General features: G+C 45.7%; 11 protein-coding genes and 2 tRNA genes. 4 read left to right on the forward strand and 9 right to left on the reverse strand.

The window, feature by feature from the left end:
• Positions 1-104 precede the first annotated feature (104 nt).
• Positions 105-1,082 carry a hypothetical protein gene (locus BLV50_RS24295; RefSeq protein ID WP_371129279.1) on the reverse strand — a complete coding sequence of 326 codons (978 nt, stop codon included), beginning with the start codon at positions 1,080-1,082 and terminating at the stop codon, positions 105-107.
• A 190-nt stretch (positions 1,083-1,272) separates the two neighbouring features.
• On the opposite strand from BLV50_RS24295, the gene BLV50_RS24300 reads away from it, so the two are divergent.
• Together BLV50_RS24300 and BLV50_RS24305 are read left to right on the forward strand one after the other, a co-directional pair.
• Positions 1,273-1,346: transfer RNA gene (locus tag BLV50_RS24300), tRNA-Arg, on the forward strand.
• A gap of 431 nt (positions 1,347-1,777) precedes the next feature.
• Positions 1,778-3,013, forward strand: coding sequence for a CynX/NimT family MFS transporter (locus tag BLV50_RS24305; RefSeq protein WP_090810438.1), 1,236 nt, complete (start codon positions 1,778-1,780; stop codon positions 3,011-3,013).
• Positions 3,014-3,103: 90 nt separating this feature from the next.
• Here the strand turns inward: BLV50_RS24305 and BLV50_RS24310 are convergent, their stop codons facing one another.
• The 3 genes from BLV50_RS24310 to BLV50_RS24320 all read right to left on the reverse strand — a co-directional run bounded on the left by BLV50_RS24310 (position 3,104) and on the right by BLV50_RS24320 (position 9,040).
• A complete protein-coding gene (locus BLV50_RS24310; protein WP_090810440.1) occupies positions 3,104-7,630 on the reverse strand; it encodes a S8 family serine peptidase in 4,527 nt (1,508 codons plus the stop codon).
• Between the two features lie 383 nt (positions 7,631-8,013).
• A complete protein-coding gene (locus BLV50_RS24315; RefSeq protein ID WP_244552226.1) occupies positions 8,014-8,808 on the reverse strand; it encodes a class I SAM-dependent methyltransferase in 795 nt (264 codons plus the stop codon).
• A gap of 158 nt (positions 8,809-8,966) precedes the next feature.
• Positions 8,967-9,040: transfer RNA gene (locus tag BLV50_RS24320), tRNA-Arg, on the reverse strand.
• A 282-nt stretch (positions 9,041-9,322) separates the two neighbouring features.
• On the opposite strand from BLV50_RS24320, the gene BLV50_RS24325 reads away from it, so the two are divergent.
• Positions 9,323-9,616 (forward strand): magnetosome magnetite crystal formation protein family, encoded by a 294-nt coding sequence (locus tag BLV50_RS24325; protein WP_063566709.1) that lies wholly within the window; start codon positions 9,323-9,325, stop codon positions 9,614-9,616.
• Between the two features lie 78 nt (positions 9,617-9,694).
• Here BLV50_RS24325 and BLV50_RS33590 read toward each other — a convergent pair whose 3' ends face one another.
• The 3 genes from BLV50_RS33590 to BLV50_RS24335 all read right to left on the reverse strand — a co-directional run bounded on the left by BLV50_RS33590 (position 9,695) and on the right by BLV50_RS24335 (position 10,596).
• Positions 9,695-9,823: a hypothetical protein gene (locus BLV50_RS33590; protein ID WP_256336669.1), complete on the reverse strand. Its 129-nt coding sequence runs from the start codon at positions 9,821-9,823 to the stop codon at positions 9,695-9,697.
• A gap of 91 nt (positions 9,824-9,914) precedes the next feature.
• Complete coding sequence (locus BLV50_RS24330; protein WP_064635807.1) at positions 9,915-10,271, reverse strand: hypothetical protein; 357 nt, start codon at positions 10,269-10,271, stop codon at positions 9,915-9,917.
• A gap of 25 nt (positions 10,272-10,296) precedes the next feature.
• A complete protein-coding gene (locus BLV50_RS24335; protein ID WP_063566707.1) occupies positions 10,297-10,596 on the reverse strand; it encodes a hypothetical protein in 300 nt (99 codons plus the stop codon).
• Positions 10,597-10,790: 194 nt separating this feature from the next.
• Here BLV50_RS24335 and asnB point away from each other — a divergent pair, with 194 nt between their 5' ends.
• Positions 10,791-12,635, forward strand: a complete 1,845-nt coding sequence (gene asnB / locus BLV50_RS24340; protein ID WP_064635806.1) for an asparagine synthase (glutamine-hydrolyzing) — start codon at positions 10,791-10,793, stop codon at positions 12,633-12,635.
• 79 nt (positions 12,636-12,714) lie between these two features.
• On the opposite strand, the gene BLV50_RS24345 is transcribed toward asnB, so the two are convergent.
• Complete coding sequence (locus BLV50_RS24345; RefSeq protein ID WP_090810442.1) at positions 12,715-13,578, reverse strand: STM4011 family radical SAM protein; 864 nt, start codon at positions 13,576-13,578, stop codon at positions 12,715-12,717.
• Positions 13,575-14,972: an STM4012 family radical SAM protein gene (locus BLV50_RS24350; RefSeq protein ID WP_090810444.1), complete on the reverse strand. Its 1,398-nt coding sequence runs from the start codon at positions 14,970-14,972 to the stop codon at positions 13,575-13,577. Before BLV50_RS24350 ends, BLV50_RS24345 begins: the two co-directional genes overlap by 4 nt.
• Positions 14,973-14,995: the final 23 nt, after the last annotated feature.

The following is a 14,995-nucleotide window of genomic DNA, read 5'->3' on the forward strand; positions in this document are numbered from 1 at the left end:
CACGTAGGCAATCACGTACAAAATAACCATTTTAGTATAAACAAGATTAGATTCTTTTTCAAGGGGAATCCCTTGATACGGTTTGAGGAAAACGTTTCCGGGTCCTATTGACCGTCCAAACCGGCAGAAACAAACTGCTTCATTGATCGATATGCTTGCTCCAGACGAAAGCGCATCGCCCCTGTCACAGCATACATTGAGCGAGTATCTTCCTCGTCATGCGAACCGCCCAGACTGTCTGCAACGGTCATATGTAGAGCAGCTCCCCATATATCTGTCATGGAATCATTTTCTTCCAGCATGGACATGTAATCACGGGTTCCGTACACAGCCATGACATATTGAATCCACAGTTCTTGTGCAAAATAAAAGAGCGTAGGTTCATGAACCTCCGTCTGATCTGCCACTCTTTCAAGAATCTGAACGATCTGAATCGGGAAATCCTCAGGTCTAAGCGGAACGGTATCAATCTCCACTTCAACTGGTTCTTCCCCACGAGTAAACGCAATAATGCCTTGAACACCTCGGCGACGTAATGTCTGAAGCACGCGGAATTGAAGTAAAGGATGCAGCGTCTTGTCTTTGAGCCAACCGATAAGCGAATCATCAATTTCTGGCCGATCGAGATAAGCAAGCTGCTCCAGCGCCAGCATTGTTTGTTCAGATAAAGGCTCCTCCATTACGGTACGAAGAAGTTTATCCGCATAGCCATCATCCTGCTCAAGCTTGGATCGGGCATGTTGGCGTGCCATGTCCTCTTCACTAATTTCCTCTTCCTCACGCTCTTCACGAACCTCGGGTAAATCTTCCCCGTAATGAGGAAACGCAGCTTCAAGCCATTCGAGCAAGGCTCTCCATTCGTCGTAATGCCGTTCTTCCTGCCCTTGGCATTGCAGCAAAAAGCGAAGCAGTTCCATCGCTTCACCATATCGTTCATTTTCTAGCATAACCGTCAATTGAATCTGGTAATAGTCCAGCGTCTTAGGAAACAGCACAATATTGTTACTGTGCTCGGTTTCCGGGGTCGTGGATTCCTTAATAGGAGCACCTCCTCTGTATCCTGAATCTCCAGTCGCAATCAACCATAAATAGATGTATATTAAACGAAAGTCGATCTATTTTTTGAGTTCTTCTGATATTCTAACATAACCTTAATTATAATGAAAAAAACGTTACTGCCGCCAAATATCATATACGAAAAATATATAATAATAAAATGTTTGATATTCATCATTATTTATGATAAAATCAATTTTGCTTGAAAAATTTCATGTCTCAGTAGCTCAGCTGGATAGAGCAACGCCCTTCTAAGGCGTCGGTCGGGGGTTCGAATCCCTCCTGGGACGTAATTAAAAAAAAGTTTCCTTCGGGAAGCTTTTTTTTTGCGTTCTGGGGATGAGAACCCCAATGGTTCGTCGGAGCATAAGCTTCGGTAGGATTACTTCGCAGTATCGACTGCAAGGAGAGTATCCCTCCTGGGACGTAATTAAAGAAAAGTTTCCTTCGGGAAGCTTTTTTTTTCGTTCTGGGGATGAGAACCCCAATGGTTCGTCGGAGCATAAGCTTCGGTAGAATTACTTCGCAGTCTCGACTGCAAGGAGAGTATCCCTCCTGGGACGTAATTAAAGAAAAGTTTCCTTCGGGAAGCTTTTTTTTGCGTTCTGGGGATGATTGAATACGTTAATCGGCTGATGTTGACACGGGATGTTATGCTTGTTTATGTATATGTATGTATCAAAGTATACATATTAGACAAATAAACTATAGGAGATTTACCATGCCATCCTCTTTACATCAAAACTCACCTGACCATTCTGCAGTCGATAATTCATCGTCAGCATCCATGAAACTTGGACTCTTGCTGGCAGGCATTATCGTTATCGCAGCAACAATGCGTTCACCTATTACGGCAACAGGTCCAATTGTGGAACTGATCCGTACAGATACAGGAATAAGTCATACATTGGCAGGCTTGCTTACCTCTCTTCCTTTGCTTGCCTTCGCAGCAATCTCTCCGTTCGCTCCACAATTGGCGCGAAGATTCGGACTAGAAACCGCTCTGTTAACTGCCATAATTCTTGTGACCATAGGCGTATCCCTCCGGTTTATGCCCTCTGTTCCCGTTCTTTTTACAGGAACAGCAATCCTTGGATGTGGTATTGCCCTGAGCAACGTATTGCTGCCCAGTCTGATCAAAAGGGATTTCCCATTGCGAGTGGGTCTCGTTACCGGCCTCTATTCCGTGTCCATGAATATATGGGGCGCTATCGCCTCAGGAATCAGCGTTCCCACGGCAGGCTTAACCTCCATGGGTTGGCATGCTTCACTGGGCATGTGGGCTATACTGTCCATTCTAGCCCTGATTCTCTGGCTGCCTCACGTCCGTTCTGGACGTCGCGGCGAAGTTTACGTGGCTTCGAGAACGGAAGCGAAGCCCGTTCGTCTTATTACATCTCCCTTAGCCTGGTATGTCACATTGTTCATGGGACTGCAATCTTTAATTTTTTACACTACAATTACCTGGCTGCCAGAGGTTCTATCTGATCAGGGTTTCAGTTCCTCTTCAGCCGGCTGGATGTTGTCTTTGATGCAAATGGTTAGTGTTCCGGTAACGTTCATCGTCCCCATTCTGGCTGGACGAATGAAAGATCAACGTTGGCTGACAGCAATTACAGGTTCATGTCTGATTCTGGGATACGCATTCCTTTTAAGTGGTATTTCCTCTCTCGTAACCGTCGGTGTTGCTTTGGCTGGCGTTGGAGCCGGGGCTTCGTTCGGACTTGTAACCATGTTTTTTGTACTGCGTACATCCGATGCAAGACAGGCTGCGGGACTTTCAGGTATGGCTCAATCCTTTGGGTATATGCTGGCAGCCGTCGGACCGTTGCTGTTCGGTGTGCTTCATGATTGGACACAAGGATGGACCCTTCCATTGCTTTTGCAAGTTACACTTGCTGTTCTGTTACTTTTCATGGGATTGAAAGCAAGTGCCAATCGTTTGATTAGTTCATGATGAATTGGAGCTTCCATTATATAAGCAAAGAGACCTTTCCCAATGGAAAGGTCTTTTTTTGCTAAACTCACACTGTGATTAGAATAGTTATTAAAGCTTATCCAGATATTCAAGTAGACGGTACAGAACGACAGATACTTGAGCACGAGTTGATGTAGCTTTTGGAGCAAACTTGTTGCCAGACATACCTTTTACCAAACCATTCTCTACAGCAAAATGAACAGCTGATTTCGCTCCATCTGAAATTTGATCTTCATCCTTGAAACCAATGGATGTTACTCCTTGTTTTATTTCCAAAGCATCGGCAATCATCAAAACCATATTTTCGCGTGTCAATTGGTCCTGTGCACTCGCTTCTTTACTACGTGTTTCCCAATCGATTCCCGTTCCGAAAATACGATCAAGCAACGTCGCAAATTCTGCATGAGTAATGGTACTATTCGGTGAGAATGTGCTAGCACTAATACCCTTAGCAATTTGTTGAGAGGCTATAACTTCGATTTCATCTTTAGCCCAGTGGCTGTTGATGTCTCCAAAAGTTACAGCATTCTCTACAACAACATAAGAACCTGGTTGTGTTACATTGAATTCCAATTGCCCTTTTTGAGACACATTGGACAAAGACGCAGGCTGCCAAGCATCTTTTGTTGTTTGATGATAAGCAATAACTTTACGTACGTCTTTTACAGAGTTCACATCATATTTCAAAGTAAGCCCAATATTGTGCTTGAATTTGTCTGCATCAAGATCAATAGATACAATTTGAGAAACAATGTTCTCGTTTTGTTTGTTATCCTTGCCTTCTGCAACTTGCAACTTCAAGCTGAATCCTCTATCTGTGACGTAATCCGTCAAAGAAGCAGCAGGTATAGTCACATTGAACGTTTTGCCCTCAATAATCAGATTTTTACCTGAGGCTTGAATTTTATCAGCAATAGCCTTGCTGATTGTCAGATCTACTAGACTATATTTGTCAAACTCAACGCTTGATAAATCCAGCTTGATTTCCTTCTTATCATCCTGCAACTGTGTATTAATTACCGCTTCGGAAATCGCTGCTGTAGCCTGTGTAGTTCCGTCAGCGTTTTTCTTTTCGGATACAGATGCGTCACCTTTAATTGTAGGCGTAGGTGCAGGTGATGGGGAAGAATTGGAAGAACTAGATCCGCCTGAAGACCCTGAACCAGAGCCCGGTGATGGTGTACCAGGATTAGGAACTTCCGGATCAGGATTTTTTTTCACCAGAAGTGATGTAGTCGCTGTTCCAATCAAACCTTGCAAGTCTTCAACAGACATTTCCACAATGTACTCCCCAGCTAACAACTTGCCGAGTCTAAGAGTGAATGAGCCGTCTGTTTCAACTCCAAAGGCACCTTCCGTAATCTTCTTATTCGTTGTATCTTTCACAGTGTAACCAGCCTTCAATGAAGCTGTTACATCAAGTTCAGTATCCCATCCACTTTTAAGCGCTGGAGCGGCTATGATATAAAGATCATCAACATTACCTGTCAAAGCTTCTTTGTCCGCCTGCACCACTTCCAACTTTTCTGGTGCTGTTACAACCGGAGCTGCTTTTTTCACCAAAAATGGAGAAGTATCTTCGATATACGTTTTACCATCAACACCGATTGCAGTGATATCAACCGTATAAAGACCGTCTGGAATCGTCGTTACCTCGTCGGTAGTGTAGTCTGCATACTGTCCATCCCAAGCCAGAGTATATCTTGTGTTAGCAGCGAAACTATAGTAGTTTCCAAAAATAGATCCAATATATCCATCTCCATAATAGCCCCCATCCGGGTTAAGGCCATCGAAGATCTCAATAAGGGCAAAATTCATGGGATTGTAGAATTCCATAGCTACATTGAGTGTATCCAGCGTACCATCAGGCTTCAATGGATAATGGAACGGGTTCTTCTCTGTACCTTTCACAGTCTCAATGTATTTAACGCCTGCCAATGTAAGGTTGAAATGTGCGACATATGGAACACTAAATGTGTCCGTTCCATTAGACAACTGAAGGTAGCCTTGCACTTCTGTTACCGCAGTAACACCTTTTGGAACTGTAATAGTAACCTGTAACTCTTCCTCACCATTCAGTGTAAAAGAGCTCTTATCCACCGCAACGGATACACCAGGAATTGTACGAGTTGGATTCACGCTTACAGTGTAGTTTCCACCGCTGCCATTCAGCGACTCCACTTTGATCGTTTTGCTGACGGTTTTTTCGTCCGTGCTGAGGAAGTTACCAAAATTCACACTACCTGTAACATTTGGTTTCTCGACAGCCACGCCATTCTCTGTGTATTTCGTTACATCCAATACTTTAACAAATGCAGCAGGATCAATCGTTTTCACCGCTTGAATACGACCTGCACCTTGATCAAACACATCGTATTTTGTCGTGTCGAGCACTTTACCATTGTTCATGAGTGCAACTTTAATATCAAATGGTGTCCAGTCACTGTGCTTCTCAATCAACAGGGCAACCAGTCCGGCAACATGAGGTGTGGCCATACTTGTACCTGATTTACGATCGTAAGCCTGTGAATAATCAGCTCCAGGTTCGTCCTTGCCATAGGCAGGAACAGTAGACAGAATGCTGGTACCCGGTGCAACTATATCCGGTTTGATATCCAGAGTCACCTTGGCTGGTCCGCGGGAGCTGGATGGATTCATTTCATCGCCAGCCGTTTGACCTTTAACGAAGTCACTAAAGCTCACTTCAACGCTTTGACCGGCATCCAGCTCAGCCTTGATACTTTCTCCATCTTCCTTCGACATGCTCAAGGTTGGAATAAGTTCAAAATTATCTCCCAAACTCACCCCGATCGGGCCTGGAATATTGTTATATACGATAATAGCAACTGCACCAGCAGCTTTGGCATTGGCTACTTTCTCTACAAATGCCAGCTCACCGCGCTGTACAAAAGCCACTTTGCCTGTAAAATCCTTGCCTTCAAAGTCGGTCGGTTTACCCAACCCTGCGAATAAAAGATCATATTGATTCGTCAAAACAGCTTCCGGATCTGCTGAGAGGCTCCAGCCCATTACATCAAGTCGGTACACCGACTCAGTAACAGCCAATGGATTTTGCTCTGTTTCAGTTGGAGCAATCGCAGGCTCTTCTTTCACAGGTGCAACCTCTGGAGAGGTTTCGACTGGTGCCGAAGGCGAGGCTGGCTGAACACCCTCTTCGGATTGGCTCGCTTCCACATCTAGAGCTGTAACATCAGCAGACGCTGTTCCAGACAATGCCGCTTCGTTTGTTGATGAAGCTTCTTCGCCTGTTGCACCTTCCGGTGTTGTTGATGGTTCACCTTGAGCCGGAACTTCAGGAGTTTCCGTCCCCGGTGCTGTTCCCAGTTCAGGAGATGGCTCAACTTCAGGGACAGGCTGTTCTTCTGGAAGTGTACCTTTACCTTCCTCACCAATCCAGAAATGAGTGTTGGCTGTAATGCTTTGGCTAGGCCCTGTGGAGTTACCTACAGTGATTGCCATAGCCGATGCTCCTGGAGAACCTAATGTATAACGATTCGGGCCATCATTACCACTTGCTACAACTGCAGTCACGCCAGACAGCATGGCATTGTTAAGAGCAACCGAAGTAATGTAACTTGGATCATTGGCAGCGTTACCCAACGAGAGATTGATTACATCCATACCATCGGCAACGGAACGATCGATTCCCCCTAATACCCATGAGGTTTGTCCACTACCATAGGGTCCAAGAACACGATAGGCATAGATATCTGCTTCGGGTGCAACGCCGACAATGCCGTAGTCCCCTGCTTCTCGAGCAGCAATGGTACCGGCTACGTGAGTACCGTGGGATGTGTAATAGGCGCTTCCATTGGCATTAAACTCAGGTGCCCCAGACACTTTCCATTCTTCATGTGTTGTTTCGTAAGGATCATTGTCATTTCCTACGAAATCCCATCCACCTTTGTAGGCGTCTTGCAAATTAGGATGCTCATAATCGATTCCTGTATCAATAACACCAACTTTGACACCTTTTCCTTTGTATCCCAGATTCCATACTTCAGGGGCGCCAATAAATGGTGCGGTATCTTTCATATAAGGATTCACTTCATCTGTTTCCGGGGATACGGTAATTTCAAGGTCAGGGTATACACTGACAACACCCGGTATGCGAAGCAACTGTCCCAATTGGTTACCCTTAAGTTCAATGGCTACACCATTCAGGGCATATGCGTAATTTTCCAATACTTCGTGTTTGATTTTATTCTGAGTGAGGCTATGTACAAATGACTGTTGTTGTTGCTCGACTTGAGTCACAGCCTTTGTTTCCATAGAGGAGGTAAAAGATTTTCCTGAGAGGGTAGATTCGCCTTGCGCAACAGCAACTGGTTTATTGGAGAGCTCAACAATTACTCTTGTTTTCTCTCCCCCAAGACCTTCTAGGCTCTTGTCCAAAAATGGATCTGCTGCAAGCTTTCCTTCCCGCTGGGCAAGAATCTCTCTCCATTGTGTGGCTTCGCCCTTGCTTAGCGAGTTCTCAAGCTGAACACCTACAGGAGCGGCTCCGGCCGCTGGCATGATGATAGAAAAAGTCATTAGGATACTTAACAATATGGATATCAATCGTTTATTCAAGGCTATGCCCCTCCTTCTCAATATGAAAGTACCTCACCAATCGCTTGGGTCCTGCTATGACAAGTACTGCAATACCTGTGAACAACTCACCGCCCTATCTGCAAGAAGATTGACCCTTGGTAAATTATTCTACTAAAATAACACATTTTCCTTCTAAATAATTACAAATATGATATCAAAATTACTTATATGGTTCTTGAGTAAGAGAAAAGCGTGAAATTGTATTTATTTGTCGATCGAATATTTCAAATTTTAAATAAGGCATAGGAAAAAAGGCCAAGATCCTCTTCATTCTGAAAGAGATTCCTAGCCTAATTGTGATCGATTGATTTCATGAAAAATATTCTATTAATTCATTTAACAAAGATACATCTTTTGCTTATTTAACTTCCCGGCTTCACTGCTTCAATTCGAAGACGCTTATAATCGGCATAGATTGCATCTTCTTTCCAGAGCTTCGGCACAACGATTTGGTTCGTTTCACGACAGATTTCCTGAATTTGTTCCTGACTCAAACCATCAAAATAGTCCCCTCCAAAATGAGCCAACCAGCCCTCTATACCCTGTTCACCATCCGCCAGTCTAGTAGGACGGTCATAGTGGTAGGCCTGTCGCACCAAAAACCCGCATTGTTCCAAAATGTTGCTATATTGCCCGATCGTCGGGAAATACCAAGGGTTGCGCTCTGATCCAGGAATGCCAGTGTGTCGTTCAAACACTTCCTCTAATGCATCTACAATGATCTGTACATTGCCTTTGCCACCGAACTCCGCTACAAAACGTCCCCCAGGCTTCAAAGACTTCCATATACTATCCACTACAAGTCGCGGACTTCTCATCCAATGTAGAGCTGCATTGGAAAAGACGGCATCATAGAGCTTGTTCGTCTCAAACTGATGTCCGTCCCCCTCCATGAACTCGATATTGGGAAACTTCTCTCTTGCACGACGAATCATGTCGGGTGATGCATCCATGCCGACTACATCAGCCTGCGCTGCAGTAATTTCGTACGTCAAATCCCCTGTCCCGCATCCCAAATCAAGGATATACTCCCCTTTTTGAGGTTGAAGCCATGAGATTAAACTTTTACCATAACCCGATACAAAAGCCAGTTTGTTGTCATACTCATCCGCTTGCCATTGATTAATCGATTGCATGGATACCACCATCGCTTTCATGATTGATATCTTCATTGTGTCACAAGATGGTTTATTAATTAAATATATAAATTCTATACACTTGATAGTTTACACCTATAAACAATTACCAACCTCCTAACCTCGGGGTTCTCATCCCTTGTACGCAAAAAAGCTTCCCGAAGGAAGCTTTTTTCTAACGTCCCAGGAGGGATTCGAACCCCCGACCGACGGCTTAGAAGGCCGTTGCTCTATCCTGCTGAGCTACTGAGACAAATATGTATAATAAAAATACCGCGCGATTCCTATTATACTCTCATTTCTATATTTTTCAATAGTTTTATAAAAAAATTAATAATTGCATCATTCCACATGACTTGAACGTATTATTTTCATACTCAACACAGATACAGAATATGAATGCTTTAAGCAGGCAATATTGAGGATATTAAGCTCAGTTGCATTTATAATGGGCAGACATATTCAGGATGAGAATTGCTGGGTAATCATTTGCATACATACATTCAACTGAACCAAATAAAGGAGAGAAACCGCTATGAGACAACTTTTATCAGCATTATCCTATTTTAGTATCTTCTTCGCCCCGTTCCTGTTTCCCATCATTATTTGGATTGTAGCTAAAGACAACTATATTGAGGGACATGCTAAACGAGCCTTACTCTCACATATATTCCCGTTTCTTGCGGCAATCCCGCTACTTTATTTCTTCGTTACCGCCCACAGTCTAGGTTCCGCTGTCGGATTCGTAATTCTGTTCTTTGTCATTTATGCATTAAGTTTTGTGTACAATATCGTCAAAGGTATTCAAGTACTGCGTGAATATGCCTAACCACAAGCTCCACAACGAAGTTAAAATAAACATTCAAAAACCCGCCTTTCGAAAGAAGGGCGGGTTTCTGCATTCCGGTTACTTGTTTCCCTGACGCCACGGATTTCTCTGGGCAGGACGCTTGCTGTTAATGGCGAGCACTTCCTCGGCAAACTCGGTATGATGCGCATAAAGGTTCCCTTTGTTTTTCTTGAACTTGGAAGCCACTGCTATCACCTCCCCGGAACTTGCATATAGTATGGCCCCGGGTAATTTCGCTTATCCTTTGTTGCTATCGGCATTTGTTGGAACGCCCACCTTAACCTTGCCCCACCAAATAACGCTGAAGCGTCGGTCCCAGTAATCCAAAAGCAAGTAACTCACTCTGAAACCGGGCTTTATCTTCTCCTGCTGTAATGCCTTCACTGTTCTCAAACGCCGTTTCCGTAGCATCTTCAAACGCGGTGTGCATATTGTTATTGTACCAATCCAGGACTGCATCCGAATGATTGCGTACAATTCGAACGACTTCAAGCGAATTCCCTGGCTGGGTAGCCGCAACGTATACAAGCAAAGACGGATCACCCGTATTTCCAGGCTGTACCTCAACTTCTGCACAAGACAATCCATCCACTTCGGTTAATCTGCGTATTTTGGCATCCTGAATGGCATACATTTGTTATCGCGCTCCTTTGTCCATTTCATGTACTTTGTTCGATCTGGTATCGGGTCTCTGGTGTTCCCAAACGGTAAATCTCCCGATACACCTGCTGTAACACAGCTTCATATGCGCGGTTTACAGACTCCTCCGGCGTATCCGGCCAAGGGAATACCATTCCTGGAAAGGCCTCTTCCTCTTTTTCCTGCATCAGATTAAGCAGTCCCAGTAATTGTTCCGCCTCCTGAGGCGTCGCCTGGATCACCCATTCATACGACGTTACGTGCGGGTCCGGAATAACGGAGCGCCCCATGACAGATACATAATAGGTCATACTGTCCATTTGCAAGTTCTCTCCTTCACAGGCATGTTGAGGCCGTTGTCCCTAGATATAGTTTCCGAAGAGGACAGACATTTTATGCCTGCTTTCGGCATATATTTGTTACGACTTCTGACGAAAAAGACAACATTTGCTGGCTGTTAGCAACTAAGAAGCCATACGGATGAATGACTCGACTAAGAAAGGATGAACAAACCATGTGCGGTATAACCGGCTTCATACAGTGGAATCGGGATTTGACCCAGGAATCAGAGCTGCTGGTCCGGATGACGGACAGCTTGTCGAACCGGGGGCCCGACGCTTCAGGTACATGGATCTCCAATCCTTGTGCGTTCGGACATCGGCGTCTCAGCGTTATGGACCCGGAGAACGGGGCACAGCCCATGCATGCGTTACAGGGAGACACCTCCTATACCGTCGTGTATAACGGAGAACTATACAATGCACCCGAGTTGAAAAAGGAATTGCTCCAGCGCGGACACCATTTCCGCACACAATGTGATACGGAAGTGCTGCTCGCCTCTTATATTGAGTGGGGTCCGGCCTGCGTTGACCGGTTTAACGGAATTTTTGCTTTTGCCATATGGGATGGCGGACGTGAACAGGTTTTTATCGCCCGTGATCGGTTGGGTGTCAAACCCCTGTTCTACAGTCATGCAAAGGATGCACTCGTATTTGGCTCAGAACCCAAAGCACTGCTCATCCACCCGGATGTTGAAGCTGCGGTAGGCCCCGAAGGTTTGGCAGAAGTATTTATTGTCGGTCCTGCCCGGACACCTGGACACGGCGTATACTCCTCCCTTAACGAGCTCAAACCTGCGCATGCGCTTATCTACAACCGAAACGGTATTAAAACCTATGCTTACTGGAAGCTGGAAAGTCAGAATCACGAACATAATTTGGAAGAGACAGCTGCCGAAGTACGCAGACTGTTGCAGGATACATTAGAACGCCAATTGGCTTCGGACGTTCCGGTCTGCTCTCTTTTGTCGGGGGGACTGGATTCAAGCGCTCTATCTGCGTTAGCGGTAGATTATTATAACCGTACAGGTCAAGGCCAAGTCAGCACGTATTCTGTTGACTATGTGGATAATGCAAAGCATTTTCAGGCCCATTCCTTCCAGCCTGGTGCAGATGGACCCTGGATTAAGCGTATGGTGGATGAACTGAAGACAGATCATCACTGGATTGAGATTGAAAATGGCGAGTTGGTTCACGCACTGACCCAGGCAATGCTTGTGCGTGATTTGCCGGGTATGGCGGATGTAGATTCCTCTCTCTATCTGTTCTGTAAAGAAATCAAAAAAGGAGCCACCGTTGCCATTTCGGGCGAAGCAGCGGATGAAGTATTTGGCGGTTATCCTTGGTTCCACCGGGAAGAGATGCTGAACTCCGGTACATTCCCATGGTCTGTAGCGCCTGATATGCGAGCAGGATTGTTATCCCCGGACATTCGGGAATGGATCAGGCCACTCGACTATCTCGCGGACCGCTACTCGGATGCTGTGGCTGAAGTACCTTTACTCGATGGGGAGACCGGTAAAGCAGCCCAAATGCGAGTAATGTCCTATCTGAACATCACCCGCTTCATGCCTACACTACTGGATCGGAAAGATCGGATGAGTATGGGAGCCGGGCTTGAGGTTCGGGTACCTTACTGTGATCACCGTTTGATTCAATATGTATTTAACGTGCCTTGGGACATGAAAATGACAGGCGGACGGGAAAAAGGCATCCTGCGTAAAGCGCTGGAAGGTGTACTGCCTGACGATGTGTTGTACCGGAAAAAGAGTCCTTATCCGAAAACACATAATCCGCAGTATCTTGCTGCCGTTAAACAACAGGTGCTTGATATTCTGGATGACGCAAGCTCACCGATCTTGCCTTTAATCGACAAAGCTCAAATTCGTAAATTGGCCTCTTCACCGGATGCTTCATCGAACCTGCCCTGGTTTGGACAGTTAATGTCGGGTCCACAGCTATTTGCATATCTGACACAGATCAACTCGTGGTTGCGTACGTACAAAGTGGCCATTCGATAATAAGGCGATTTTTTCATTCTTAAAAGGGGTGCCGATGAGCAGCATCATAGCTGTTCATCAAGCACCCCTTTACCGATATCTATGGATTGATCAGTACCGGATTACGTTCAAGCAATCCACTTCCAAAGATATCTCTGAACGGAGAATCCTCCATATGAATATAACCGATGTAACAGCCACACTTCTTCATGCCACACGGCCGATCTGCGGCCAAAGCCTGCAAACCATCGCGGTAGAGATGCCCAATAATTCGACGGTCCTTGTAACACCTTTTTACATGCCCTGACCCTTGCACATAAAATACCTCCGAACCAGCGGAACAACGCTTGCCCAGACTCTCATAATCCCGCAGGTTCCCTTCAAACAGTGGATCAATGGATCGTAAAAAGTCGACCTCTTCCACGCTGTAATATTTGGGTCGATCTTTAAATGCATTGATCCACATATACACCTCATCGGGTAAAGCCTGCCTCATCGATTCAATAGCAGGGAATGCACTGCGCAATCCAACTGTCCCCACACTAAAAGCAAGTCTCATCTCACGTAAAGTCAAACATTGTTTGACGAAGGAAGCCTCTTTCGTCTCACGTGGGTGATAGGTCGCCCAGAAAGCCGCTTTATCTCGGTTCAATTCACGGACCCAGTCCAGTTTGACAGATAGGTTGGTTTGGACTGCAATTTTGTCCACATGTGGCATATGCGATAGCTCAATCATCGCTTCCCGATACCAACGTCTTACCAGAGCTTCTCCATACGGGTTAAAGAAAATCGAGAATTGATGACCAGCACTCTCCTGATCCCTCACCCAATTCACAAATTGACGCAGTTGTTGTTCATCCACTTCCAACGTCTCCTTGGAATCTACCGTTTTGCTAAACGGACAATATGGACAGTCGTAATTACAGGACGACAGCTTCCCCCGATAATACAAGGTTGCTCTCATGAGAATACAAACCCTTCCATTTGTTCACGAACCTCAGCGGAGATGAGCCAATCTCCAATAGCATCCGAGTAGCCCAATCCCTCTTCTGTCAGACGCAGCACCTGGTTACCCTTATCGTCCTGCTCAAGCTCAGCCATGCCCTCAGACAACAGTTCACTCAACCATCCGTAGTCTGACAGGACTTCCGTTCCGAATCGTTGATCATAATCAGATAGCGCCAAACCTTCCCGATGCAGCAGAGCTTTCAGAATAAAGCGGCGCTTCTGCTCCTCTAGGTTGAGTACTATGCCGTAATCGGCCACATCATAACGCTCAGTTGCCACATAATCGGCGATGATGCTCTGTGTGGCCTTATAACTAACACCATACTTGGAAGCATAGTGTACTTCACTAGTATAAGAGCGTGCACCGCAACCGAGACCAACCATGCCTTCCTCCTGACAGCTGTAGGGTAGAAGCTCTTTGCTTCCAGAAGATGATTGTTCTTTGGCAAATCTGCGCATGGAATACTGGAGATAGCCTCTGCTTTTTAAAGTCTCACGCGCAGCCTTATACAGCTCCATCCGAATATCCGGTCCCTGACGCTGAATATCATCCGGTTTAACAATGGTATTCTCGCGGGTGTACAGTGGGTAAATGAAAATCTCACCCGGTTCATATGAAAGGACACGTTCCAGCGAATACAGCCATGATTCCACCGTTTGTCCCGGCAGACCATAGATTAGGTCCAGATTCAACAGAGGGAATTCATACCGTGTAAGCTTCTCAAGCGCGCGTTCCACTTCCTGTGGTTTTTGCGGACGGTAAATGGCTGAGGCTTCGGCTTCAATAAAACTTTGGATGCCCATACTTACCCGGTCCACTCTTCGCTCTTTCATGATCGCCAATTTGGCTTCCGTCACGGTATCCGGTGATGTTTCTACCGAGATCGAAGCTTGCGTCGGATCGAGCCCCATCACCTGTTCAGCAATATCGAACAAGCGGTTCAACTGAATTTCATTTAATAATGTGGGCGTCCCACCACCGATGGCAAACCTCGAATAGGGTCTCCGTGATGTGAGTGGTGCCCACTGTTTGGCTTGCCGTTCCAGCGCATCCACATAACGCACATGGGTGTCATCACGACGATCCGGCAGCGTGAACAGGTTGCAGAATCCGCAACGAGCGGCACAAAACGGAATGTGCATATATAAAAAATACGTATCGGTATTCTCACGTTCCCACAATGGACCGAGCGGTAAAGGTGGGTTCAACTCCCGATATGCGGTCTTGTGGGGATACGAATATAAATAAGAGCGATAGGGGGAAGCAAGCACTTCTCTGAGACCTCTAGCTGTATTGGATCCGGACTGTGCGGAATGACCTGCTGTCGTATGTTGAATTTGATCGTCCATCGGTTTCCTCCCTGAATCCGGTT

It is taken from the genome of Paenibacillus sp. 276b, from assembly GCF_900107875.1.
Lineage (GTDB): Bacteria > Bacillota > Bacilli > Paenibacillales > Paenibacillaceae > Paenibacillus > Paenibacillus marchantiae.